Here is a 23,502-nt window from a genome sequence, read left to right on the forward strand (position 1 = left end):
GGAGAGGGCCACCCATGACGCAGTACGCCGAGTACGACGACGTCCTCGAGGGGAAGTGCCCGTTCGGCGGGAACACCCTCGGCGGCGCCCAGACCTCCGCCCCGACGCTGTCGGACTGGTACCCGCAGCGCCTGCGCGTGGAGCAGCTGCACCGCGACGGGGCCGCGGCGAACCCGCTGTCCGACCAGGACTACGCCGAGGCGTTCGCCACGATCGACCTGCCCGCGCTGAAGGACGAGATCAAGCAGTTCCTCACCACCTCCGTGCCGTGGTGGCCCTCGGACTACGGCAACTACGGCCCGCAGATGATCCGCATGGCCTGGCACTCGGCCGGCACCTACCGCATCGCCGACGGCCGCGGTGGCGCCGGGCAGGCCATGCAGCGCTTCGCCCCGATCAGCAGCTGGTGGGACAACGGCAACACCGACAAGTCCCGCCGCCTGCTCTGGCCGATCAAGCAGAAGTACGGTGCGGCGATCTCGTGGGCCGACCTCATGGTGCTCACCGGCAACTGCGCGCTGGAGATCATGGGCTTCCCGACCTACGGCTTCGCCGGCGGACGGCGCGACGCGTGGGAGGCCGACGACGCCACCTACTGGGGCCCCGAGCACATCGACATGACCGCGCCGAGCTCCTACGACGACATGGTCGAGCGCGACCAGCGCTGGACCGGCAAGCCCGGGGACGCCGACTACGAGCTGCAGCAGCCGCTGGCCGCCTCGCACCAGGCGCTCATCTACGTCAACCCCGAGGGCCCGGAGGCGAACGGTGACCCGGCCGCCTCCGCGGTCGACATCCGCATCACGTTCGGCCGCATGGCGATGGACGACGAGGAGACCGTCGCGCTGATCGCCGGTGGCCACGCCTTCGGCAAGAGCCACGGGGCAGTGGCCGCCGACCGCATCGGCCCGCCGCCGGAGAACGCTCCCATGGACGCGATGGGCCTGGGTTGGCACAACCCGGAGGGCGCGGGCAACGGCGCCGACACGATGACCAACGGCATCGAGGGCTCCTGGACGCCGAACCCCACCACCTGGGACAACACCTACCTGGAGAACCTCTTCCGGTTCGAGTGGGAGCAGACCCGCTCCCCCGCCGGCGCCCTGCAGTGGACGCCGACCGACCCCGGGGCGCCCACGACCCCCGATGCCCACCGGGACGGCGTCGAGCACCCGCTGATGATGATGACCAGCGACATCGCGCTGAAGGTCGACCCGGTCTACCGGGAGGTCTGCGAGCGGTTCCTGGCCGACTTCGACGCGTTCACCCTCGCCTTCTCCAAGGCCTGGTACAAGCTCACCCACCGCGACATGGGCCCGAAGTCCCGCTACCTGGGCCCCGAGGTCCCGGCGGAGGACCTCCCCTGGCAGGACCCGCTGCCGGCGCCCGCGCACGCCCCGCTGGACGACGCGGGCACGGCCGCGCTGGCCGCGGCCATCCGCGGCACCGGGATCTCGACGTCGGACCTGGCCTACACCGCCTTCTCCGCCGCGGTGACCTACCGCGACAGCGACAGGCGCGGGGGGGCCAACGGCGCCCGGCTGGCGCTGGCCCCGCAGAAGGACTGGGCGGTCAACCGGCGCACCGTGCCGGTGGTCGAGGCGTTGCGCGCCGTGGCCGAGCAGGGCGGGGCGAGCCTGGCGGACACGATCGTGCTGGCCGGGTGCGTGGCGGTCGAGGACGCCGCCCGCGCGGCCGGGGTCGAGGTGCAGGTGCCGTTCACCGGCGGCCGGGTCGACGCGACGCAGGAGCAGACCGACGTCCCGACCTTCGAGTGGCTCGCACCGCTGGTCGACGGGTTCCGCGGCTACGAGCAGCCCGGCCTGGCCGAGGTCACGCCGGTCTCCCCGGAGCGGTTGTTCCTGGACAAGGCGGCGCTGCTGCGGCTCTCGGCGCCCGAGTGGGTCGCCTTGACCGGTGGCCTGCGGGCACTGGGGTGCAACCACGACGGGTCCAGCACGTTCACCGACCAGGTGGGGGTGTTGACCACCGACTTCCTCACCACGGTGCTCAGCCCCGACCTGCAGTGGCGGGCCCTCGACGAGGGCCAGCGCACGTTCGCCCTCGAGGACCGCGAGACCGGCCAGGAGGTGCACCGCGCGACCCGCAACGACCTGGTGTTCGGGGCGAACGCCCAGCTGCGGGCGGTCGCCGAGGTGTACGCCTCGTCCGACGGGCAGGACCGCTTCGTGCGCGACTTCGTCGCCGTGTGGGACAAGGTGATGATGGCCGACCGCTACGACGTCCGAGCCGGCTGAGGCCCCGGTACCGAGCGGGGACCTGCGTGCCGGCTCAGCCGGCGCGCAGGTCCGCCGCGGCGAAGGGCGGCCGGCCGTCCAGGCGGGTGCTGAGCCGGCCGGCGGCCCGCCACACCCGGGCGACGGCGTCCCGGTCCTCGTCGGTGACGAGGTTGCCCATGACCCGCAGCGCAACGGTCATCAGCGCGCGCGACCGCATGCCCACCGGACCGGCCGCGGGCAGCAGCCGGGGCACGGTGAGCAGGCCGGCCAGCCGCCGGGCGATGGAGAACGCCTCGCCGTAGTGCCGGCGCAGGGTGGCCGGCCACGCCGTCGTCCAGTCCGCCTCGTCGAGCAGGCCGGCCAGGGTGCGACCGGTCTCCATGCCGTAGTCGATGCCCTCGCCGTTGAGCGGGTTGACGCAGCCGGCGGCGTCGCCGACCAGCGCCCAGTTGCGCCCGGCCACCCCCGAGACCGCACCGCCCATCGGCAGCAGCGCCGAGGCCTTGGCCCGCACCTCGCCGGTCAGCTGCCACTCCTCCCGGCGGCTGGCGGCGTAGAAGTCCAGCAGCGGCTTGAGCTGCACGCCGGCCGGCCGTCGGGCGGTGGCCAGGGTGCCGACGCCGATGTTGACCTCGCCGTCCGAGAGCGGGAAGACCCAGCCGTACCCGCTCAGCAGCTCGCCCTGCGTGCCGCGCAGCTCGAGGTGGCTGGAGATCCAGGGGTCGTCGCTGCGGCCGCTGGCCACGTAGCCGCGGGCAGCCACCCCGTAGGCGGTCTCGCGGTGCCACTCGCGGCCGAGCACGCGACCCAGCGGGGAGCGCACGCCGTCGGCGACCACGAGCCTGCGGCAGTCGATCGTGCGGCCGTCCTCGAACACGACGGCCGTCACCCGGTCGCCGTCGCGCTGCACGTCGACCGCCCGCGCGCCCTCGGCGGGCACGGCGCCGTCGTCCAGGGCGACCTGCCGGATGCGGGCGTCGAGCTCGGTGCGCGGCACCGCGCTGCCGTGGTCGGGCAGCGAGCCACCGGGCCAGGGCAGCAGCAGCTCCTGGCCGAACCCGGCGGCCCGCAGGCCCCGGTTGGTGCCGTGCGCACGGACCCACTCCCCCAGCCCGAGGTGGTCCAGCTCGGCCACCGCACGCGGGGTCAGCCCGTCGCCGCAGGTCTTGTCGCGGGGGAAGACCGCGGCGTCGGCCAGGACGACGTCGCGCCCGGCCCGGGCGGCCCACGCGGCCGCCGCGGATCCGGCCGGACCGGCGCCCACGACCAGGACGTCGGTGCTCTCGGGGGTGCTCACGGAACCCATTGTGCGCGGTGCAGCGAGCGAGGAACCCTCGCCCGCTGCACTCCGCTCACCCCAGCTTGGGGCCCTGCGCGCGCACCTCCTCGACGGAGGCCATGGCGGCCCGCAGCTGGGTCAGCCACTCGTCGGCGTGCTCGCCGACCAGCCGCACCGACCACACCAGGGCGTCGGAGCGCGAGCGGGCCACCCCGGCGTCGACGAGGGTGTCGAGCACCAGCCGCTCGGGCTGCCGCAGCCGGGTCATCACCGGCGCGGACACGGTGGTGAACAGCTCGGTCACCTCCCCGCACCGGGCTCCCCAGGAGACGGTGCGCCCGAAGCGCTCCTGGGCCGCCTCGGCGACCTCGACCCGGCGGGCCCTGGTGTCCTCGCGGAACCGGGCGATGCGGCCGGCAGCCGCCGCCTGCCGGTCGGCGCCCTCGGCGTCGGCGGGCTCGGGCACGGTGACCACGACGGTGATCTCGTCGCGGTCGACGGTCAGCTCCGGGGCGGTCGTCGTCCACTCGTCGGGCAGCCGGCCGGCGAACCAGCCGGTCACCTCGGCGCGGTCGACCGGCGGCGGGGCGTCGGCACCGCGGCCGCGCCCGCCCGGGCCACGACCGCCGGGGCCACCGGACCCGCGGCCACCGCCGCGACCCGGGAAGCCCCGGCCGGCGCCGGCGAAGGCGGCCGCGAAGGGGCCGCCGGGGAAGGGCCCGCCGCCGTGCTCGCCGCGGTCGCGGCCGTGCCGGTGGTGACCCTGAGGGGGGAAGGGGGGACGCATGGCGCTCTCCTGTCGTCGGAGGGCCCGTGGGTCGGGTCCTGCTGCGCTTCAGGGTAAGCGTGTAATCAAGTAATGCAAGAGGCTGGCCGCGATGGGTCGCCGCGCTCGCGACGGATCAGGATCGGTCGCGGGTCTCCGGGTCGGGCGGGGCGTTCTCGCCCTCGTCGGGCTCGCGCTCCTTGCGGCGCAGCAGCAACGAGGTGGCGCCCAGGAGCAGGACGAGGACGCCGAGCACCCCGATCTCGACGATGCGGTCGTCGAAACCGCTCGTGCCGACCACGCCGGCCGCCTCGACGCTGAGCACCACGATCTCCTTGATGGAGGCGATGACCCCCACGAGCAGGAAGGGCTCGGCGATCAGCTCGCGCTTCTCCACCGTCGTCCGGACGGCGAACAGCAGCTCCACCACGATGAACACCAGCAGCAGGACGTCGAGCAGCTCCAGCACCGGGGTGGTGGAGAGGTCGCTGACCAGCGCCCAGGTGCTCTTGCCCGCCAGCACGAGCAGCACCAGCGCCGTGACGACGAGGAACGGCGCGATCGTCGGGCACGACCGCGGCGCCCGCCTCAGGACGAGGCGGCAGAACCCTCGTCCGGGTCGCGCCGCGGCCCCTCGATCGCCCGTGGCCGCCGCCGGAGGGTGTCCAGCAGCTCCTCCCCCGGCCGCGGCTCGAACAGCTCGGAGGCGTCGTCGGGGACGGCGACCGGCGCGTCGGCCGGGTCGAAGCTGGGCGGCAACCGCTTGAGGTGCTTGCCCATCGAGCGCCCCAGCAGCAGGACCGCGACCAGCAGCACGACGGTCAGCAGCAGGCCCAGCGGGCCGGACTTGCCGACGTCCTCGGGCAGCTGCTCGCTGGCGGCCAGCACGAGCACCCCGACGGTCATCGAACCCCCACCTCCTCGTCGGCGCGGCTGCGGATGCCTGCGAACAGGTCGTCCTCGGGTGTGGCGCTGTCGACCAGCGAGCGGGCCAGCTCGAAGTCCTCCGTAGGCCAGACCCGCTGCTGCATGTCCATGGGCGTGGAGAACCAGCGACCGGTCGGGTCGATCTGGGTGGCGTGCGCGATCAGCGCGCGGTCCCGGATGCCGAAGTACTCCCCGCAGGGCACCCGGGTGGTCACCCGGTGCGAGATGTCCTTGGCGGGGTCCCACTTCTCCAGCATCTCGGCGTAGGGCGAATCCAGCCCGCCGGCCAGCATCGCCTCGTGGATCGCCTTGGTGCGCGGCAGGGTGAAGCTCATGTTGTAGTACAGCTTGCTGACCTGCCACGGCTCGCCCAGCTCGGGGTAGCGGTCGGGGTCGCCGGCCGCCTCGAAGGCGTGCACCGAGATCTTGTGGGTCTTGATGTGGTCGGGGTGGGGGTAGCCGCCGCGCTCGTCGTAGGTGGTCATGACCTGCGGGCGGAAGCGCCTGATCAGCGCGACCAGCGGGGCCGCGGCCTCCTCGGTGGGCACCAGCGCGAAGCAGCCCTCGGGCAGCGGCGGCAGCGGGTCGCCCTCGGGCAGCCCCGAGTCGACGAAGCCCAGCCACTCCTGGCCGACCCCGAGGATCTCCCGCGCCGCGGCCATCTCCTCGGAGCGGATCTGCGGCAGCCGCTCCCACACCTCGGGCCGGTCCATCGCCGGGTTGAGCACCGAGCCGCGCTCCCCGCCGGTGCAGGTGGCCACGAGGACGTCGACGCCCTCGTGCACGTACTTGGCCATCGTGGCCGCACCCTTGCTGGACTCGTCGTCGGGGTGGGCGTGCACCGCGAGCAGGCGGAGCTGGTCGGGTTGGGTCACGCCCCCCATCGTCCCACCTGTGCGCGGGGCACGACGGCCAGCCCGGCGACCCCGGGCCGTCTCGCATCCCGGTCCGCGCGCTTGCGGTGGCGCACGCCTGTCGTGTTCACTTGGCCGTTCGACCGCAGCCGCTCCCCTGTCGGGGGGCGGCTCTTGAGTTGTAGGAGCCGTGATCGTGTCGACGACCGACGAGCAGGACCAGGGTGTCTGGCTGACCCAGGAGGCCCACGACCGGTTGAAGGGCGAGCTCGACGAGCTGATCGCCGGGCGGCCCGCGATGGCCGCGGAGATCAACGCCCGCCGCGAGGAGGGCGACCTCAAGGAGAACGGCGGCTACCACGCGGCCAAGGACGAGCAGGGCAAGCAGGAGGGCCGCATCCGTCAGCTCACCGACCTGCTGCGCAAGGCCCGGGTCGGTGAGCCGCCGAAGACCGCCACCGACGCGGCGCTGGGCACCGTCATCACGATCGCCTTCGACGGCGACGAGGACGACACCGAGAAGTTCCTGCTGGGGTCGCGCGAGATCGCCGGCACCACCGAGCTGTCGGTCTACTCCCCGGAGTCCGCGTTGGGCGCGGCCATCCTGGGCGCGAAGCCGGGCAGCTCGGTCACCTACACCGCACCCAACGGCAAGGACATCACCGTGAAGGTGCTGGCCGTCGAGCCGTTCGTCCCCTGAGGCAGACGCTGAGCGAGCACGACGTCGACGACGACCCCGGGGGCACGAGCCCCCGGGGTCGTTCGCGTCGGCGGGAGAACACCACGTTCGCCTGCGTGCACTGCGCGCGCCCCGTGCCGGCGAACACCGACGGTCACTACCGCAACCACTGCCCCTACTGCCTGTGGTCGCTGCACGTCGACGTCAAGCCTGGGGACCGCGCCTCGACCTGCCGGCGACCCATGGAGCCGGTCGGCCTGGTCGAGAAGTCGGGCAAGGGCTGGCAGGTGGTGCACCGCTGCACCGCGTGCGGGCACCGGCAGCCCAACCGCCTGGTGCGCGACGGGGAGTCCCCCGACGACCTGGACCTGGTGCTCGCCCTGCCCTGGTTGTGAGGCGGGTCAACCCGGCCCACCGCCCCTGCCCCCACGTCGTGGCGTGGATCGAGGGGCGGTGAGGAGGGTCAACCCAGGCCGCGGCGGGCCAGGAGCGGGGCCGGGTCGGGGTCGTGGCCGACGACGTCGCGGAAGGCGCCGATCGGGTCGACCGACCCGCCGCGGGAGAGCAGCTTCTCGCGGAACGCGTCGCCGTTGGCGCGGGTCAGGCCACCGTTGGCCCGGAACCACTCCACGGTGTCCGCGTCGAGCACCTCGGACCAGATGTAGGAGTAGTAGCCGGCCGCGTACCCGCCGGCGAAGACGTGCTGGAAGTAGGTCGTGCGGTACCGCGGCGGCACGAGGTCGGAGGCCACCCCGGCCGCCTCGAGCGCCGCGGCCTCGAAGGCCTGCGGGTCCTCCACGACGGTGTCCGGGCCGACCCGGTGCCAGGCCTGGTCGAGCAGGGTGGCGGCCAGGTACTCCAGCGTCGCCTGGCCCTCGCCCCACAGCGCCGCAGCCTCGATGGCCGCCACGACCTCGCCGGCCAGCGGCTCGCCGGTGCCCGTGTGCCGGGCGTAGTGGTCGAGCACCTCGGGCCACAGGGCCCACATCTCGTTGACCTGGCTGGGGAACTCGACGAAGTCCCGCGGCACGCTGGTGCCGGAGAAGCGCGGGTAGGTCACCGCCGAGGACAGCCCGTGCAGGGTGTGCCCGAACTCGTGGAACAGCGTGGTGACCTCGTCGAGGGTCAGCAGCGTGGGCTGCCCGGCCGCGGCCCGGGTCACGTTCATGACGTTGAAGACCACCGGGGTGGTCCCCAGCAGCCGCGACTGCGTGACGAACGAGCTCATCCAGGCCCCGCCGCGCTTGCCGTCCCGGGCGAAGAAGTCGCCGAGGTACAGGCCGATCGGTTCCCCGGCGGCGTCGGCGACCTCCCACACCCGGACGTCGGGGTGGTATCCGGGCAGGTCCGGCCGCGGGGTGAAGGTGTAGCCGTAGAGCAGGCGGGCAGCGTGGAACACGCCGTCGACCAGCACCCGGTCCAGCTCGAAGAAGGGCCGCAGCGCGGTGGTGTCGACGGCGTAGCGGTCGCGGCGGACCTGCTCGCTGTAGTGGGCCCAGTCCCACGCGGCGAGCTCGACGCCGTCGGCGGCGGCGAGCTCGGCGAGGACCTCGCCCTCGGCGCGGGCATTGCGCACCGCGGGGGTGACCAGGGTGGCCAACAGCTCGTCGACGGCTGCGGAGGTCCGCGCGGTCTGGTCGGCGGCGACCAGGTCGGCGTGGGTGTCGAAGCCGAGCAGCCGGGCGCGGACGGCCCGCAGGTGCGCGATCTCGGCGGCCACCGGCCCGTTGTCGTGCTCCCCGGCCGACGCCCGGGTCACCGACGCCTCGTGCAGCCGGCGGCGCAGCTCACGGTCCTGCAGCTTGGCCATCGCCGGCTGGCCCGTGGGCAGCACCAGGGTGAGCAGGTAGCCCTCCCGTCCGCGCTCGGTCGCCGCGACCCCGGCCGCCTCCACCTCGGCGTCGGACAGGCCGGCCAGCTGGGCCCGGTCGGTGACCAGCACCGCGGCGGCCTCGGTGGCCACGACCAGGTTCTGCCCGAACGTGGTCGACAGCCGCGACAGCTGCTGGTTCAGCTCCCGCAACCGCTCCCGACCGGCGTCGTCGAGGCGGGCGCCGGAGAGCACGAAGTCCAGGTGGTAGCGCTCGACCAGCCGCACCGCCTCGGCGTCCAACCCGTGCCCGCCGGCCTGCACGTCGGCGTGGACGGCGTCGATGCGGGCGAACAGCGCAGGGTCCAGCCGCAGCGCGTCGGAGTGGGCGGCGGCCAGCGGGGAGACCTCCCGCTCGATCTCCCGCAACCGGTCGGAGGAGTTCGACGACGAGAGGGCGTAGAAGACCGCCTGGGCCCGGCGCAGGAGCGCACCCGACCGCTCCATCGCCACCACGGTGTTGTCGAAGGTGGCCGGCTCGTCGCTGCTGGCGATGGCCGCGACCTCGGCCCGCTGTTCGGCCATCCCCGTCAGCAGTGCCTCACGGCAGTGGTCGAGGGTGAGGTCGGCGAACGGCGGCAGCCGGTGCGGCAGCGGCGACGCCTCGGCCAGCGGGTTGTCGGCGGACAGGGCGGGAGGGGCGGGCTGGGCCGCGGGCGCGCTCATCGCGGTCCAGTCTCCGCCTGCCGCCGCGGTCCCCGCCGGGCGGGCGGGGACCGCCGCGGCCGACCGGTCAGCGGGTGGCGGTGCGCAGGTAGGCCCGCACGGCCAGCGGCACGAAGACCGCGAGGATCACCGCCGCCCAGATGAGCGTGTACAGCGCCGGGTGCTGCAGCGACCACACGTCGGGCACCGGGGCCCCGGCGGGCTGGTTGCCGAACAGCTCCCGCGCGGCCTGCACGACCGCCGAGACCGGGTTCCACTCGGCGAACGTGCGGAGCACGGACGGGAAGGTCTCCAGCGGCACGAAGGTGTTGGCCACGAAGGTCAGCGGGAAGATGACGATGAAGCTGGCGTTGTTGACCACCTCCGGGGTGCGCACCAGCAGGCCCACCAGCGCCATCATCCAGCTGACGCCGTAGGCGAAGACCAGCAGGACGAGGAAGCCGGCCAGTGCCTCGAGCGGCGAGCTGTTGATCCGCCACCCCACGACCAGGCCGGTCAGCGCCATGACGAGGATCGAGATGGCGTTGAGCCCGAGGTCGGCGATGGTGCGGCCGATGAGCACCGCCGAGCGGGACATCGGCAGTGACCGGAAGCGGTCGACCAGGCCCTTCTGCAGGTCCTCGGCGATGCTGGCCCCGGTGGTGGTCGACCCGAACACGACGGTCTGGGCGAAGATGCCCGGCAGCAGGAACTCCGCGTAGCTGACCCCCTCGGGCAGCCCACCGATGGCGCCGCCGAACACGTAGCGGAACAGCAGCACGAACATGATCGGCGAGAGGGTCGCGAAGACGATCAGGTCGGGTACCCGCTTGACCTTGATGAGGTTGCGGCGGGTGATCACCAGGCTGTCGGACACGGTGTTGCCCAGTGCGCTCATCGGGTGCTCTCCGGGGTCTCGGGCTCCGCGTCCTCGGTCGCGTGGCCGGTCAGGGTGAGGAAGACGTCGTCGAGGTCGGGCCGCCGCAACCCGATGTCCAGCAGCTCGACCCCGCTGCCCTCGAGCATGCGCAGCGCCTCGGCCAAGGTAGCCGCCCCGCCCTTCACGGGGAGGGTGAGCCGGCGCGTCTGGTCGTCGCGCTGGGCGTCGTCGACGGCCAGCGGGCGCAGCAGGTCGGCGGCCCGGCTCAGCTGCTCAGCGGACCCGACGGTGAGCTCGAGGCGCTCACCGCCCACCTGGGCCTTGAGCTCGTCGGCCGTGCCGCGGGCGATGACGCTGCCGCGGTCGATGACCACCATGCGGTCGGCCAACCGGTCGGCCTCCTCCAGGTACTGAGTGGTGAGCAAGATGGTGGTGCCGTCGCTGACCAGGTCGGCGATGAACTCCCACATGCCCAACCGGCTGCGCGGGTCGAGGCCGGTGGTGGGCTCGTCGAGGAAGAGCACCTGCGGGCGGGCGATCAGCGAGGCGGCGATGTCCAGCCGCCGGCGCATGCCGCCGGAGTAGGTCTTCGCCGGCCGCCGCGCGGCGTCGGTGAGGTCGAAGCGCTCCAGGAGCTGACCGGCCCGCTGCTTGGCCTCCTTCTTGCCCAGGCGGTAGAGCCGTCCGACCATCTCCAGGTTCTCCTCGCCGGTCAGGTACTCGTCGACCGCCGCGTACTGCCCGGTCAGGCCGATGACCGAGCGCACCTGGTCGGCCTGGGTGGCGACGTCCAGGCCGGTGATCTCGGCCCGACCACCGTCGGCCCGCAGCAGCGTGGACAGGATGCGCACCACCGTGGTCTTGCCCGCGCCGTTGGGGCCGAGCAGCCCCAGCACCGTGCCGCGGGCGACCGTGAGGTCGACCCCGCGCAGCGCGGTGAAGTCACCGAACTTCTTGACCAACCCCTCGACCACCACTGCGTCGCTCATGCCCGGCACCGTAGGGCCGACCACCGACAGAACCGCTGCACGTCCGCTCCCGGCGTCACCGGCCGCCCCCCGGTGGGACGGCACCACCACCCCAGACGGGCCTCGACCGCCGAACTCATCGGCGCCGGCCGGGGATCACCAGGAGGTGACCGCGTAGCCCACCCGGCCCAGCGCCGCCAGCACCTCTGCGGCGTGGTCGGGGCCACGGGTCTCCAGCACCACCGCGATCTCCACCTCGCCGATGTGCAGCTGCGCCGTCGTCCGCTCGTGCTCGACCGACAGGACGTTGGCCGAGACCGCGGCCAGCTCGCGCAGCAGCGCGGCCAACGAACCCGGCCGGTCCGGGACGCGCACCCGCAACGACTGGTAACGACCGGCGGCCGCCAGGCCGTGCTGCACCACCTTGAGCATCAGCACCGGGTCGATGTTGCCGCCGGACACCACCGCCACCACCGGCGCCCGGAACGCACCCGGGTCGGCGAGCACGGCGGCCACGGACGCGACGCCGGCGGGCTCCACCACGAGCTTGGCCCGCTCCAGGCAGAACAGCAGGGCCCGGGACAGCTCGTCCTCGGTGACCGTGCGGACCTCGTCGACCAGCCCGGCCACGTGCGCCAGGGTCAGGTCACCGGGTGCGGCGACGGCGATGCCGTCGGCCATCGTGGCCATGCTGGCCAACGGCACGGGGACGCCCGCGGCGAGCGAGGCCGGGAAGGCGGCGGCCGTCGCGGCCTGGACCGCCACCACCCGGACGTCTGGCCGCCGGGCCTTCACGGCCGCGGCGATGCCGGCGACGAGCCCACCGCCACCGGTGCACACGACGACGGTCTGGACGTCGGGGCACTGCTCGAGCACCTCGAGGCCGACCGTGCCCTGGCCGGCGATGACGTCGGGGTGGTCGAACGGGTGGATGAAGACCGAACCGGTGCGCTCGGCGAACCCGCGCGCGGCGACCAGCGGCTCGGTGAGCGAGTCGCCAAGCTGGTGCACGGTCGCGCCGTAGCCGCGGGTGGCCGCCAGCTTGGGCAGCGGGGCCGTCCCGGGCATGAACACGGTGGCCGCCGCACCCAGCTCGCGGGCCGCCAGGGCGACCCCCTGGGCGTGGTTGCCCGCGCTGGCGGCCACCACCCCGGCGGCCCGCTCGTCGTCGGTGAGCCGCGCGATGCGGGTGTAGGCACCGCGGATCTTGAACGAGCCGGTGCGCTGCAGGTTCTCGCACTTGAGCCACACCGGCCCGCCGACCCGCTCGGCCAGCGCCCGGGAGTGCTCCAGGGGGGTGCGCCGGACGACCCCCGCCAGCAGGTCGGCGGCGGCCTCGACCGCAGGCCCGGTGACGAGGGGCACGGCCGGTTCGCTCATGTCCCCGATCCTGGCACCCGGATGTCGCACCCCCGTCGTACCGTGAGTGGGGTGACGGAGAGCCCCGCACCCACGACCCTCGGCGCGCTGCGCGACAGCGGCGCCACCCACGTCGGCGTCAAGGCCGAACTACGCACGAACCTGCTCGCCCGCCTGGCCGCCGGCGAGACCACCCTGCCCGGCATCGTCGGGTTCGACGACACCGTGGTCCCCGAGGTCGAGCGGGCCCTGATCGCCGGTCACGACCTGGTCCTGCTCGGTGAGCGCGGCCAGGGCAAGACCCGCCTCATCCGCACCCTGGTCGGCCTGCTCGACGAGTGGACGCCGGTGCTGGTCGGCAGCGAGCTCAACGAGCACCCGCTGGCCCCGGTCAGCGTCTGGGCGCACCGGCAGATCGCCGAGCACGGCGACGCGACCCCGGTCGGCTGGCTGCACCGCGACGACCGCTTCGGGGAGAAGCTGGCCACCCCCGACACCAGCGTCGGCGACCTCATCGGCGACGTCGACCCGATCAAGGTGGCCGAGGGCCGCACCCTGGGCGACCCCGAGACCGTGCACTACGGGCTGGTGCCCCGCACCAACCGCGGCATCTTCAGCATCAACGAGCTGCCCGACCTCGCCGAGCGCATCCAGGTCGCGCTGCTCAACGTGCTCGAGGAACGCGACATCCAGATCCGCGGCTACCGCGTGCGGCTGCCGCTGGACCTGCTGCTGGTGGCCAGCGCCAACCCCGAGGACTACACCAACCGCGGTCGCATCATCACCCCGTTGAAGGACCGGTTCGGCGCCGAGGTGCGCACCCACTACCCCATCGAGCTGGCCGACGAGATCCGGTTGCTGCACCAGGAGGCGCAGACCAGCTGGCTCGGCGGGGACGCCCTCGACGCCCCGCTGGTGCCGGCGCACCTGGTCGAGATCATGGCCCGGTTCACGCGGCTGGTCCGCGAGTCCCCGCAGGTCGACCAGCGGTCGGGGGTCAGTGCCCGGTTCGCCATCGCCGGCCTGGAGACCGTCGCGGCCTCCGCCGTGCGCCGGGCCGCCGTCGCCGGCGAACCCCGTCCGGTCGCCCGGGTGGTCGACCTCCCGGCCGTCGTCCCGGCCAGCCGCGGCAAGGTGGAGTTCGCCGACGCGGGGTCCGACCGGGAGGACGACCGCGAGCTGGAGATCCTGGAGCACCTGCTGCGGCAGGCCACGGCGCAGACCTTCCGCGCCCGCTGCGGCGGGCTGGACCTCACCGGCCTGCAGGAGCACTTCACCGGCGGCGAGGTGGTCGAGTCCGGCGACCTCGTGAGCGCCCCCGAGCTGCTCGGGCAGGTCGGCACCGTGCCCAACCTGGCGCAGCTGCTGGGTCGGCTCGGGGTCCCCGAGGGCGAGGAGTCCGCCGAGCAGGCCGCCGCCGCCGTCGAGTTCGCCCTCGAGGGGCTCTGGCTCACGCGGCGGTTGGCCAAGGACACCGACGGCGGCCGCACCGTCTACGGGAGCTGACCGTGCCCCGGGGACGGCGCGGCTACCGCTACGGACGCTGGCAGGGCGGGCCCGACCCGCTCGCCCCGCCCTACGACCTGGGCGACGCCGTCGACGAGATCGGTGACCAGGTGCTGGCCGGCAGCAGCGTCCGCGAGGCCCTGCGCGACCTGCTGCGCCGCGGGCTCGACGGCCGCCGGGGCCTGGACGACCTGCGCCGGGCCGTGCGCGACCGGCTGCGCGATGCCCGCAGGGCCGGCGCGATGGACGGCACCCTGCAGGAGGTGCGGGAGCTGCTGGACACGGCCCTCGAGGCCGAGCGGCGCGAGCTGTTCCCCGACCCCGACGACGCCGCCCGCCTGGCCGAGGCCGAGCTCGACGCGCTCCCCCAGGACACCGCGGGCGCGGTCCGGGCGCTCAAGGACAAGCAGTGGCGCTCGCCCGAGGCCGCGCAGGCCTACCGGCAGATCCAGGACCTGCTGCAGAAAGAGGTGCTGGACAGCCAGTTCCAGCACATGAAGCAGGCGCTGCAGCAGATGAACGCCGACGGCGAGGACGGCAACCAGGCGGTCAAGGACATGGTCGCCGACCTCTCCGCCCTGCTGGACGCGCACAACCGCGGCGAGGACACCGACCAGCAGTTCGCCGACTTCATGGGCAAGCACGGCCAGTTCTTCCCCGACGACCCGCAGACGGTCGACGAGCTCGTCGACTCCCTCGCCCGCCGGGCCGCCGCCCAGGAGCGCATGATGGCCGGGCTCTCCCCCGAGCAGCGGGCCGAGCTGGGCCAGCTGATGGGCCAGGCCATGCAGGACATGGGCCTGGCCAGCGAGATGGCCCACCTGAACGACGCACTGCGGCAGGCCCGGCCCGACCTGCCCTGGGGTCGGCCGGGCCCGGTGCCCGACGGCGCCGAGGGGCTCGGGCTGGGTGACGCGACGACGGCCGTCGCCGAGCTGGCCGACCTCGAGGCGCTGTCGAACCAGCTCTCCCAGGGCTACGCCGGCGCCAGCCTGGCCGACGTCGACGAGGAGCTCGTCGAGCGAGCGCTGGGTCGCTCCGGGGTCGACGACCTCGCCGCCCTGCGGCAGCTGGAGCGCGAACTGGAACGCCAGGGCCACCTCTCCCGCACCGAGGGCCGGCTGGAGCTCTCGCCCAAGGCGGTGCGCCGGCTGGGTGCGACCGCCCTGCGCCGGGTCTTCGCCCAGCTCGACGCCACCGGCCGGGGGGAGCACGACGTCGCCGACGCCGGGGCGACCGGTGAGCTGACCGGGGCCAGCCGCGAGTGGCGGTTCGGCGACGAGCAGCCGCTGGACGTCGTCCGCACCGTGCGCAACGCGGTGCTGCGCACCGCCGGCGGACCCTCCACGGACGGCGACCGCCGGGTGCGCATCGCGGTCGAGGACTTCGAGGTCGTGGAGACCGAACGCCGCACCGGGGCCGCGGTCGCGCTGCTTGTCGACCTGTCGTACTCGATGGCCCTGCGCGGCACGTGGGGGGCGGCGAAGTCGACCGCGATGGCCCTGCACTCGCTGGTCACCACGCGCTTCCCCCAGGACGCCATCGAGATCATCGGGTTCGCCTCCACCGCGCAGGTCCTGCGGCCCGAGACCCTGGCCGAGCTCAGCGTCGACACGCTGCAGGGCACCAACCTGCAGCACGGGTTGATGCTGGCCCGCCGCTTCCTGGCCCGGCACCACGACGCCGAGCCCGTCGTCCTGGTGGTCACCGACGGCGAGCCGACCGCCCACCTCGAGGACGACGGGTCGCCCTACTTCTGCTGGCCACCGATGCCCGAGACGATCGCCAAGACGGTGGCCGAGGTCGAACGGGTGGCCCGGTCGGGCGCGACGATGAACGTGTTCGCCCTCGACCCCGAGCCGGCCCTGGTGCACTTCGTGCAGGACATCACCCAGCGCGCCGGCGGCCGGGTCTTCCTCCCCGACGGCGAGCGCCTCGGCGAGTACGTCGTCGCTGACTACCTGCGCGCCCGTAGGGGGCGGCGTAGCCGTTAGGCGCGGCGCAGGGGCCCGGCCCGCGCGCAGCGTGGGTTGGGGGCGCCGGGTGCTTCTCCTGCGCGCCCGCAGGGGGCCGCGAGCCCGCTGACCCCATTCGGTCGCCGGGCAGGTATGCGGTCACAGCATGCCCTGACCGGATACCTCGGCACCGACCATCCGCCGGTCGACCAGCGGAGGAATGGCAGGCCACCACCGCGGTCTCAGCGCGGGGCGGTGAGGAGCCGCTCGACGAGGCGTCTCTCCCGCAGCACCATCTGCAGCAGGCCGATCGTCAGCGCGACGAGACCCCCGGCGAGCGCCCAGATGCCGGGAGCCTGGGGGCCCGAACGGGACGCTGCGAGGACGACCGGAACAGTCACGGCCACACCGACGCCGACGCACAGGGCAGAGATCCACGCCAGGTCGCGACGGCGTCGGGTGAGGACAGGTAGCCAGACCGGGGGTTCCGAGCCCTCCGGCACCCGCCCGGTGCGCCGCACCACGGTCAACAGTTCCCGCTGGGGACGGTTCTTCTGGAACGAGCGACTGCGCTGCGCCAGTCGCATGCCGAGGAGCCACGCACCTCCGGTCAGGACCGTGCCCGTCGCTACGTGGAGGATCAACCGCCGCCAGCTCCACTGGTCGTCGAACCACACGACGTCGACGCTCTGCGTCCAGCACGTAGAGATCAGGCTGCTGACGACACCGACGGCGACTGCCGCACGCCAGCTGACCACGGTGTTCGGCACGCCCCCATCTTGCCGGTCCGGATGATCATCGACGCGCCGGCTCACCACGCCCCGTCCCGGGAGGGCCGCCGGGCGCGCTGAGGGAGACTGGCCGGGTGAGCACGGTCAGGATCGAGCGGGTACCGGTGGAGGCCACCTACGAACTGCGGGCCCGGGTGCTCCGCCAGGGCCGACCCGTGCAGATCACCGGCGACGACGCGCCCTCGGCCATCCACCTGGCCGCCGTCACCGAGGAGGGCCGCATCGTGGGGGTGGTCCGCTTCCACCCCCAGGTGTGCCAGTGGCGCGACACGGAGTACGCGTGGCAGCTGCGCGGGATGGCCACCGACCCCGACGTGCGCGGGCTCGGCGCAGGCCGCGCGCTGGTGGCCGAGGGCCTGGTGCAGATCTCGCGCGCCGGGGCCGACCTCGTGTGGTGCGACGCCCGGGCGGCCGCCGTCGGCTTCTACGAGCGGATCGGGTTCCGCACGGTGACCGAGCCCTACGACATGCCGCCGGTCGGGCTGCACCTGGGCATGGTGCTCGACCTCCCCATCCGCTGACGGGCCGTCCGCGGCTGGGGAGGTCGCGCCCCGTGCCGGCCACCGGGTCGTCGCCGGGCCCTCGCCCGGCGTCCACCCGGTGCGCGTACAACGGAACCCCCGGGGAGCGATAGCCTCGGCGGGCACAGCGCGGGCGGACCAACCAGGACGGTGACCAGGTGACACGGGCGAGCAGGGCGCGACGGCTCGCCACGGCCGCGGTCTACGGCGGCGGCGGACTGGGCCTGGCCGGCGCCGGGCTGGCCACGCTGCTGCGGCAGGAGGCCCGGTTGGCCCGCCGCCGGGTCGAGTCGCGCACCTCCAAGGCCGACCCGCCGACCGGCGAGGGTCGCTACGGCCGGTACCGCGGCCCCGAGGTCGTGCTCGCCGTGCTGGGCGACTCCAGCGCCGTCGGCCTCGGTGTCGACCGGGCCGAGCAGACCCCCGGCGTCCTCATCGCCTCCGCCCTGGCCGAGCTGGCCGAGCGCCCCGTCCGGCTGGTCAAGGTGGCGGTCTCCGGCGCCCGCTCGGCCGACCTCGCCCGCCAGGTCGAGCGCGTGCTCCCGCAGCGACCCGACGTCGCCATGGTCATGATCGGCGCCAACGACGTCACCAGCCGGTCCAAGCCCGCGCTCGCCGTCCGCGACCTGGCCGCCGCCGTCCGCGCCCTGCGGGAGACCGGCTGCGAGGTCGTCGTCGGCACCTGCCCCGACCTGGGCACCATCCGCCCGGTCGCCCAGCCACTGCGCACCCTCGGGCGCCGCTGGAGCAGGCAGCTGGCCGCCGCCCAGACCATGGCCGTCGTGGCCGAGGGCGGGCGCACCGTGTCGCTCGGCTCGCTGCTGGGCCCGCAGTTCGCCAGTGACCGCACCATGTTCTCCCGCGACGAGTTCCACCCCTCGGCCGCCGGCTACGCCGCCGCGGCAGCCTGCCTGCTGCCGTCGGTCGCCGACGCGATCGGCGTGTGGCCCGCCGCCGCCGACCGCAGCACCCGCGGGTTGCGCCGGGTCAGCCTGCGGCCCATCGCCCAGGCCGCCGCGAGCGCCGCCGGCCGGCCGGGCACCGAGGTGCAGCCGGCCTCGGTCGACGGCGCCGAGGCCGGCCCGCGGGGCCCCTGGGCGCTGCTGCGTCGTCGTCGTCCGCAGCGCCTGCCCGCGGTGACGCCCGCAGCCGAGCCCGCGGCGGCTACCGATCGGTAACCAGGGGTAGGTTCGGGGCCGAAGCCGACGCCACCACATGGGTGGCGCCTCACCGTGGAGGTCTCCGTGCCCGAAGCCGTCATCGTCGCCGCAGCCCGCTCCCCCATCGGCCGCGCGTTCAAGGGGTCGCTGAAGGACCTGCGTCCCGACGACCTGGCCGCCACCATCGTCAAGGCCGCCCTGGACCAGGTGCCCTCGCTCGACCCCCGCGACATCTCCGACCTGATGCTCGGCTGCGGCCTGCCCGGGGGCGAGCAGGGCTTCAACATGGGCCGCGTCGTGTCGGTGCTGCTGGGCATGGACCACCTGCCCGGCACCACGATCACCCGGTACTGCTCGTCGTCGCTGCAGACCACCCGCATGGCCCTGCACGCCATCAAGGCCGGCGAGGGCGACGTGTTCGTCTCCGCCGGCGTCGAGATGGTGTCCCGCTTCGCCAAGGGCAACTCCGACGGCCTGCCCGACACCGAGAACCCGGTGTTCGCCGACCGCAAGGCCGAGGTCGCGAAGGTGGCCGAGACCGGTGCGGACTCCTGGACCGACCCGCGCGAGGACGGCGGCATCCCCGACGTCTACATCGCCATGGGCCAGACGGCGGAGAACTTGGCGCTGCTCAAGGACGTCTCGCGGCAGGAGATGGACGAGTTCGCCGTCCGGTCGCAGAACCTGGCCGAGAAGTCCATCGCCGACGGCTTCTGGGAGCGGGAGATCACCCCCGTCACCACCCCCGACGGCACGGTCGTGTCCCAGGACGACGGGCCGCGCGCCGGCACGACGCTGGAGGGCATCTCCCAGCTCAAGCCGGTCTTCCGTCCCGACGGCCGGGTGACCGCGGGCAACGCCTGCCCGCTCAACGACGGCGCCGCGGCGCTGGTGGTCATGAGCGACACGAAGGCCGCCGAGCTGGGCATCACCCCGCTGGCCCGCATCGTCTCCACCGGCGTCACCGGGCTGTCGCCGGAGATCATGGGCTACGGCCCGGTCGAGGCGTCCAAGCAGGCCCTCGCCCGGGCCGGCATGACGATCGACGACATGGACCTGGTCGAGATCAACGAGGCCTTCGCGGCGCAGGTCATCCCCAGCTACCGCGACCTGGGCATCGACATCGACAAGCTGAACGTGCACGGCGGGGCCATCGCCGTCGGCCACCCGTTCGGGATGACCGGCGCCCGGATCACCGGCACGCTGCTGAACGGTCTGCGGGCCACCGACGGCACCTTCGGTCTGGAGACCATGTGCGTCGGCGGCGGCATGGGCATGGCGATGGTGCTCGAGCGCCTGAGCTGACCTCCCCGGAACGGACCGAGGCCCGGCCCCCTCGCGGGGACCGGGCCTCGTTCTGTGCTGGAACGGCCTCGGTGCTGGGTCCCGAGCCGCGCGAAGCGTGGTTCGGGGGGCACCGAGGTCCTTCTGCTACTCGCGGAAGTAGCTGAGCAGGCGCAGGATCTCCAGGTACAGCCAGATGACCGTGACCAGCAGGCCGAAGGCGATGTACCAGGCGACCTTGGGCTGCACGCCCCGGCGGATGGCCTCGTCGGCCATGTCGAAGTCGAGCAGCAGCGAGAACGCGGCGACCCCGATGACGACCAGGCTGAAGACGATGGCCAGCGGTCCGCCGGCGCGCAGGCCCAGGCCCTCGCCGTCGGCGGTGAAGAAGCTGGCCACCAGGTTCACCAGCATCAGGGCCAGCACGCCGAACATCGCCCCGACGACCCAGCGGGTCAGCTTCGGGGTGACCCGGATGGCGCCGGTCTTGTAGACCACCAGCATGCCGAAGAAGACACCGAAGGTGCCGACCACGGCCTGCATGACGATGCCCGGGTAGACCGAGTTGAACGCCTCGCTGATCGCGCCGACACCGACACCCATGAGGGCGGCGTAGGCGAGCGTGGCGGCCGGGTTGGCGATCTGCTTGAACGAGATGACCAGGCCGACGACGAAGGCCACGAGCACGGCCGGCAGGGCCAGGCCCATCGCGGCCTGCCCGGGGACGGCCCAGACGGCGGCGGCGGCCAGCACGGTGACCAGGAAGGAGATCCCGGTCTTGCTGACGACGTCGTCCATCGTCATGTACTGCTGGCCGGTGGCCGCGTACGGGTTCTGCTGGTAGGGAGCCTGCTGGCCCCACTGCTGGGGGGCCCCGGACTGCTGCGGTCCCGGCTGGGCGTAGCCCGCGTTGCCGTACTGGGCACCCGGGCCGTTGGGGGCGCCGGGGAAGCCCCGGCTGAAGGCCGGGTTGCTGCTGGGCATCGTCATCTCCTCGAGGTGACTCGGTCGGGTGCGTGGGCCGGGTGGAGCTGACCCACTCGACCTGCACAACGCACCTGCGCGCCGATCAGTTCCTGGACGTCGCCTGGGCGTGACCGCGCCGTCGTCGCGGTGCCCTCGGTGGGGTTCGAACCCACACTGGGACCCTTTTAAGGGGCCTGCCTCTGCCGGTTGGGCTACGAGGGCGGTGCGCGCCGCGCAGGGCTCATCCTGCCGCGAGCGACACGGCCCGCTGCAGGACGGCGTCGAGCATCGGCTCGGTGAGCCGACCGGTGAAGGTGTTCTGCTGGCTGACGTGGTAGCTCCCCAGGAGGGTCAGCGGCCCGCCGGGCCCCGCGAGCTCCACCTCGACGCCGTGGCCGAACCTCGGCCGGGGCCGGGGCAGCGCGTAGCCGGCCGCGGCCAGCACGGGCAGCAGGGCCGACCACCCGAAGCCGCCCAGCACGACGGCCACCCGCAACCGGGGCAGCAGCTGCAGCTCGCGCGCCAACCAGGGCGAGCAGGTGTCGCGCTCGGCCGGGGTGGGCGCGTTGTCCGGCGGGGCACACCGGACCGCCGAGACGATGCGCACGTCGTTCACCTGCAGGCCGTCGTCCCGGCTCACCGAGGTCGGCTGGTTGGCCAGTCCCGCCCGCCACAGCGCGGCGAAGATCCAGTCGCCGGACCGGTCGCCGGTGAAGATGCGGCCGGTGCGGTTGCCGCCGTGCGCCGCCGGGGCCAGCCCGACGACGGCGATGCGCGCGTCGGCGGGGCCCATGCCGGTCACCGGCCGACCCCAGTAGACCTGGTCGCGGAACGCCGCCCGCTTGACCTCCGCGACCTCCTCGCGCCAGGCCACCAGCCGCGGGCACGCGCGGCACCCCGACACCCGGTCGTCGACGGCGGCGAGGTCGCGGGCCGACCGGGCACCGCGGACCACCCCACCCGGGGTGCGGGTGACGGGGTAGCCGTCGGCGTCTCGTCCCATCCACCCAGCAGAGCACAGGGCGGCGCGGCATGATCGGCCGGTGGCGAAGAAGCAGAAGGTGAAGACCCCCGCGCTGTACAAGCTGCTCGGCCCGGTGCTGGCCATCCCCACCGGCATCGTGGTGAAGAAGGTCGCCGACCAGGCGTGGGTCGCCGTCCGCGGCACGCCCCCGCCGAAGAACCCCGACGTGCCCGGGGTGAGCTGGGGCGACGCCCTGGCCTGGGCGGCCGTCTCGGGTGTGCTGGTCGCCTTCGGCCGCCTGTTCGCCGCCCGCAGCGCCGCCAAGGCCTACACCGCGCTGACCGGCAAGTACCCGGTCGGGGCCAACGCCGACAGCGCGGCCTAGCTGGACATCACACCTAGCCCGCCATCACACCTGGCGGACCAGCGAGAGCGCGATGCCGTCGAGGATGTCGTGCTCGCTGACCACCACCTCGTCGATGGCCAGGGCGTCCATCACCACCCGCAGCACCAGGGCGCCGGCACCGATGACGTCGACCCGGCCGGGGTGCATCACCGGCAGGGCCGCGCGCCGGGCGCGCGTCGAGGTCAGCAGCCCGGCGGTGACCGACCGGACGGCGCCCACCGGGATGCGGGCACCGTGGAGGATGGCCGGCTCGTAGGCGGGCAACCGCAGGGCGAGGGCGGCGACGGTGGTCACCGAGCCGGCCAGCCCGACGAGCGTGACCGCCTCCCCCACCGGCACGTCGGCGGCCACCTCGGCCAACGCCGTACGGATGTCGGACTCGGCCCGCTGCACCTCGTCGGGCGAGGGCGGGTCGCCGTGCAGGTACCGTTCGGTGAGCCGCACGCAGCCGATGTCCACCGACCGGGCCGCCCGCACACCCGCGTCGTCGCCGAGCACGAACTCGGTGGAGCCACCGCCGATGTCGACCACCAGGTAGGGCGGCGCGGGGACCGGCGTGCCGTGCGTGGCCGCCGCGCCGGCGAGGGACCCGGTGGCGCCGAGGAAGGACAACCCGGCCTCCTCCTCGCCGGGCACGACGTCGGGCAGCTGGCCGAGGGTGCGCTGCACCATCTCCTCGAAGTCGGCCCGGTTGGCCGCGTCGCGGCTGGCGCTGGTGGCCACCATGCGCACCCGCTCGGCGCCCAGGCCCCGGAGCTGGACGGCGTACTCGGCGAGCACGACGCGCGTGCGCTCGATGGCCTCGGGAGCCAGCCGGCCGGTCGCGTCGACGCCCTGGCCCAGGCGGACCACCTCCATGCGCCGCAGCACCTCGGTGGGCGGCCCGGTGGGCGGGACGTCGGCGACCAGCAGCCGGAGGGAGTTGGTGCCGCAGTCGACCGCTGCGACCCGGGTCACGCGTCGTCCCCGTCCGGCGCGGCGGCGCACCGACCGTGCGCCCACCACTCGCCCATGCCGGCCAGCGCGCGGTCCCCGATCGGGTTGACGCCCGGCCCGGCGGCCAACGAGTGCGCGGCGAGGGCGTGCAGGCACTTGACCCGGTCGGGCATGCCCCCGGCGCTGGCCCGGGTGGGCAGCACGTCGACGGCGTCACGGGTGGCCAAGAACGCCTCGTGCGCGGCGGCGTACGCGGCGGCCAGCTCGGGGTCGGTGCCCAGGTCGGCCTGCCACTGCCTCATCAGGCCGGCCGACTCCAGCCGGCTGGCGGCCGCCGACGCACGGGGGCAGGTGAGGTAGTAGACGGTCGGGAACGGGGTGCCGTCCTCCAGCCGGGGCGCGGTCTGCACCACGTCGGGCTGCCCGCACGGGCACCGGTGCGCCACCCCGACCAGTGCCCGCGGGGGGCGACCGAGCTGACGGGCGACGACGTCCCGGTCCTCCGGGCTGACTGCTTCGCTCACCGCGTCATCCTGGACGGTGCCG

The 23,502-nt window shown here is 74.0% G+C and carries 23 protein-coding genes and 1 tRNA gene; 9 read left to right on the forward strand and 15 right to left on the reverse strand.

Translation table 11 applies throughout. The features are described from left to right. The first annotated feature begins 14 nt into the window (after positions 1-14). Complete coding sequence (katG, locus tag TEK04_RS03280; protein ID WP_336402879.1) at positions 15-2,258, forward strand: catalase/peroxidase HPI; 2,244 nt, start codon at positions 15-17, stop codon at positions 2,256-2,258. A 34-nt stretch (positions 2,259-2,292) separates the two neighbouring features. On the opposite strand, the gene TEK04_RS03285 is transcribed toward katG, so the two are convergent. From TEK04_RS03285 to mca, 5 genes are all read right to left on the reverse strand, one after another. Then, on the reverse strand, positions 2,293-3,537 hold the full coding sequence (locus TEK04_RS03285; protein WP_336402880.1) for a geranylgeranyl reductase family protein: 1,245 nt from the start codon (positions 3,535-3,537) through the stop codon (positions 2,293-2,295). A gap of 55 nt (positions 3,538-3,592) precedes the next feature. Next, complete coding sequence (locus TEK04_RS03290) at positions 3,593-4,306, reverse strand: hypothetical protein (RefSeq protein WP_336402881.1); 714 nt, start codon at positions 4,304-4,306, stop codon at positions 3,593-3,595. 115 nt (positions 4,307-4,421) lie between these two features. Beyond that, entirely contained in the window at positions 4,422-4,877 is a 456-nt protein-coding gene (locus TEK04_RS03295; RefSeq protein ID WP_336402927.1) for a phosphate-starvation-inducible PsiE family protein, read from the reverse strand. Continuing rightward, positions 4,874-5,191 carry a hypothetical protein gene (locus TEK04_RS03300; protein ID WP_336402882.1) on the reverse strand — a complete coding sequence of 106 codons (318 nt, stop codon included), beginning with the start codon at positions 5,189-5,191 and terminating at the stop codon, positions 4,874-4,876. The genes TEK04_RS03295 and TEK04_RS03300 overlap by 4 nt, the downstream gene beginning before the upstream one ends. After that, positions 5,188-6,087, reverse strand: coding sequence for a mycothiol conjugate amidase Mca (gene mca / locus TEK04_RS03305; RefSeq protein WP_336402883.1), 900 nt, complete (start codon positions 6,085-6,087; stop codon positions 5,188-5,190). The genes TEK04_RS03300 and mca overlap by 4 nt, the downstream gene beginning before the upstream one ends. Positions 6,088-6,262: 175 nt before the next feature. Here mca and greA point away from each other — a divergent pair, with 175 nt between their 5' ends. Both greA and TEK04_RS03315 read left to right on the forward strand, forming a co-directional pair. Continuing rightward, positions 6,263-6,766 (forward strand): transcription elongation factor GreA, encoded by a 504-nt coding sequence (gene greA, locus TEK04_RS03310; RefSeq protein WP_336402884.1) that lies wholly within the window; start codon positions 6,263-6,265, stop codon positions 6,764-6,766. Between the two features lie 8 nt (positions 6,767-6,774). Beyond that, on the forward strand, positions 6,775-7,140 hold the full coding sequence (locus TEK04_RS03315) for an RNHCP domain-containing protein (RefSeq protein ID WP_336402928.1): 366 nt from the start codon (positions 6,775-6,777) through the stop codon (positions 7,138-7,140). Positions 7,141-7,208: 68 nt separating this feature from the next. On the opposite strand, the gene TEK04_RS03320 is transcribed toward TEK04_RS03315, so the two are convergent. The 4 genes from TEK04_RS03320 to ilvA all read right to left on the reverse strand — a co-directional run bounded on the left by TEK04_RS03320 (position 7,209) and on the right by ilvA (position 12,488). Beyond that, positions 7,209-9,281, reverse strand: a complete 2,073-nt coding sequence (locus TEK04_RS03320) for a M3 family metallopeptidase (protein ID WP_336402885.1) — start codon at positions 9,279-9,281, stop codon at positions 7,209-7,211. 67 nt (positions 9,282-9,348) lie between these two features. Then, positions 9,349-10,158: an ABC transporter permease gene (locus TEK04_RS03325; RefSeq protein WP_336402886.1), complete on the reverse strand. Its 810-nt coding sequence runs from the start codon at positions 10,156-10,158 to the stop codon at positions 9,349-9,351. Further along, positions 10,155-11,129 carry an ATP-binding cassette domain-containing protein gene (locus TEK04_RS03330; RefSeq protein WP_336402887.1) on the reverse strand — a complete coding sequence of 325 codons (975 nt, stop codon included), beginning with the start codon at positions 11,127-11,129 and terminating at the stop codon, positions 10,155-10,157. Before TEK04_RS03330 ends, TEK04_RS03325 begins: the two co-directional genes overlap by 4 nt. A 135-nt stretch (positions 11,130-11,264) precedes the next feature. Further along, positions 11,265-12,488, reverse strand: a complete 1,224-nt coding sequence (gene ilvA / locus TEK04_RS03335) for a threonine ammonia-lyase (protein WP_336402888.1) — start codon at positions 12,486-12,488, stop codon at positions 11,265-11,267. Positions 12,489-12,539: 51 nt separating this feature from the next. On the opposite strand from ilvA, the gene TEK04_RS03340 reads away from it, so the two are divergent. Together TEK04_RS03340 and TEK04_RS03345 are read left to right on the forward strand one after the other, a co-directional pair. Then, positions 12,540-13,973, forward strand: coding sequence for a sigma 54-interacting transcriptional regulator (locus TEK04_RS03340; RefSeq protein ID WP_336402889.1), 1,434 nt, complete (start codon positions 12,540-12,542; stop codon positions 13,971-13,973). A gap of 2 nt (positions 13,974-13,975) precedes the next feature. Then, entirely contained in the window at positions 13,976-15,967 is a 1,992-nt protein-coding gene (locus tag TEK04_RS03345; protein WP_336402890.1) for a VWA domain-containing protein, read from the forward strand. A 203-nt stretch (positions 15,968-16,170) separates the two neighbouring features. Here TEK04_RS03345 and TEK04_RS03350 read toward each other — a convergent pair whose 3' ends face one another. Further along, on the reverse strand, positions 16,171-16,746 hold the full coding sequence (locus TEK04_RS03350) for a hypothetical protein (protein ID WP_336402891.1): 576 nt from the start codon (positions 16,744-16,746) through the stop codon (positions 16,171-16,173). 47 nt (positions 16,747-16,793) lie between these two features. On the opposite strand from TEK04_RS03350, the gene TEK04_RS03355 reads away from it, so the two are divergent. The 3 genes from TEK04_RS03355 (at position 16,794) to TEK04_RS03365 (ending at position 19,705) form a co-directional block, all read left to right on the forward strand. Beyond that, positions 16,794-17,240: a GNAT family N-acetyltransferase gene (locus TEK04_RS03355; RefSeq protein ID WP_336402892.1), complete on the forward strand. Its 447-nt coding sequence runs from the start codon at positions 16,794-16,796 to the stop codon at positions 17,238-17,240. A 158-nt stretch (positions 17,241-17,398) separates the two neighbouring features. After that, a complete protein-coding gene (locus TEK04_RS03360) occupies positions 17,399-18,418 on the forward strand; it encodes an SGNH/GDSL hydrolase family protein (protein ID WP_336402893.1) in 1,020 nt (339 codons plus the stop codon). Between the two features lie 66 nt (positions 18,419-18,484). Then, positions 18,485-19,705 carry an acetyl-CoA C-acetyltransferase gene (locus tag TEK04_RS03365; RefSeq protein WP_336402894.1) on the forward strand — a complete coding sequence of 407 codons (1,221 nt, stop codon included), beginning with the start codon at positions 18,485-18,487 and terminating at the stop codon, positions 19,703-19,705. Positions 19,706-19,831: 126 nt separating this feature from the next. Here TEK04_RS03365 and TEK04_RS03370 read toward each other — a convergent pair whose 3' ends face one another. From TEK04_RS03370 to TEK04_RS03380, 3 genes are all read right to left on the reverse strand, one after another. Further along, positions 19,832-20,668, reverse strand: coding sequence for a Bax inhibitor-1/YccA family protein (locus TEK04_RS03370; protein ID WP_336402895.1), 837 nt, complete (start codon positions 20,666-20,668; stop codon positions 19,832-19,834). Positions 20,669-20,798: 130 nt separating this feature from the next. Then, positions 20,799-20,872, reverse strand: a tRNA-Leu gene (locus tag TEK04_RS03375). A gap of 19 nt (positions 20,873-20,891) precedes the next feature. Continuing rightward, positions 20,892-21,653, reverse strand: coding sequence for a uracil-DNA glycosylase (locus tag TEK04_RS03380; RefSeq protein ID WP_336402896.1), 762 nt, complete (start codon positions 21,651-21,653; stop codon positions 20,892-20,894). 40 nt (positions 21,654-21,693) lie between these two features. On the opposite strand from TEK04_RS03380, the gene TEK04_RS03385 reads away from it, so the two are divergent. After that, complete coding sequence (locus tag TEK04_RS03385; protein WP_336402897.1) at positions 21,694-21,999, forward strand: DUF4235 domain-containing protein; 306 nt, start codon at positions 21,694-21,696, stop codon at positions 21,997-21,999. 24 nt (positions 22,000-22,023) lie between these two features. Here TEK04_RS03385 and TEK04_RS03390 read toward each other — a convergent pair whose 3' ends face one another. Then, complete coding sequence (locus TEK04_RS03390) at positions 22,024-22,977, reverse strand: Ppx/GppA phosphatase family protein (RefSeq protein WP_336402898.1); 954 nt, start codon at positions 22,975-22,977, stop codon at positions 22,024-22,026. Further along, complete coding sequence (locus tag TEK04_RS03395; protein ID WP_336402899.1) at positions 22,974-23,480, reverse strand: DUF501 domain-containing protein; 507 nt, start codon at positions 23,478-23,480, stop codon at positions 22,974-22,976. The genes TEK04_RS03390 and TEK04_RS03395 overlap by 4 nt, the downstream gene beginning before the upstream one ends. Between the last annotated feature and the right edge of the window lie 22 nt (positions 23,481-23,502).

It is taken from the genome of Klenkia sesuvii, from assembly GCF_037083825.1.
GTDB lineage: Bacteria > Actinomycetota > Actinomycetes > Mycobacteriales > Geodermatophilaceae > Klenkia > Klenkia sesuvii.

Coding starts and splice junctions, on each gene's coding strand:
- TEK04_RS03370 (WP_336402895.1), bottom strand. CDS start 20,668: ATGCCCAGCAGCAACCCGGCCTTCAGCCGGGGCTTCCCCGGCGCCCCC.
- katG (WP_336402879.1), top strand. CDS start 15: ATGACGCAGTACGCCGAGTACGACGACGTCCTCGAGGGGAAGTGCCCG.
- TEK04_RS03320 (WP_336402885.1), bottom strand. CDS start 9,281: ATGAGCGCGCCCGCGGCCCAGCCCGCCCCTCCCGCCCTGTCCGCCGAC.
- TEK04_RS03325 (WP_336402886.1), bottom strand. CDS start 10,158: ATGAGCGCACTGGGCAACACCGTGTCCGACAGCCTGGTGATCACCCGC.
- TEK04_RS03300 (WP_336402882.1), bottom strand. CDS start 5,191: ATGACCGTCGGGGTGCTCGTGCTGGCCGCCAGCGAGCAGCTGCCCGAG.
- ilvA (WP_336402888.1), bottom strand. CDS start 12,488: ATGAGCGAACCGGCCGTGCCCCTCGTCACCGGGCCTGCGGTCGAGGCC.
- TEK04_RS03290 (WP_336402881.1), bottom strand. CDS start 4,306: ATGCGTCCCCCCTTCCCCCCTCAGGGTCACCACCGGCACGGCCGCGAC.
- TEK04_RS03330 (WP_336402887.1), bottom strand. CDS start 11,129: ATGAGCGACGCAGTGGTGGTCGAGGGGTTGGTCAAGAAGTTCGGTGAC.
- TEK04_RS03380 (WP_336402896.1), bottom strand. CDS start 21,653: ATGGGACGAGACGCCGACGGCTACCCCGTCACCCGCACCCCGGGTGGG.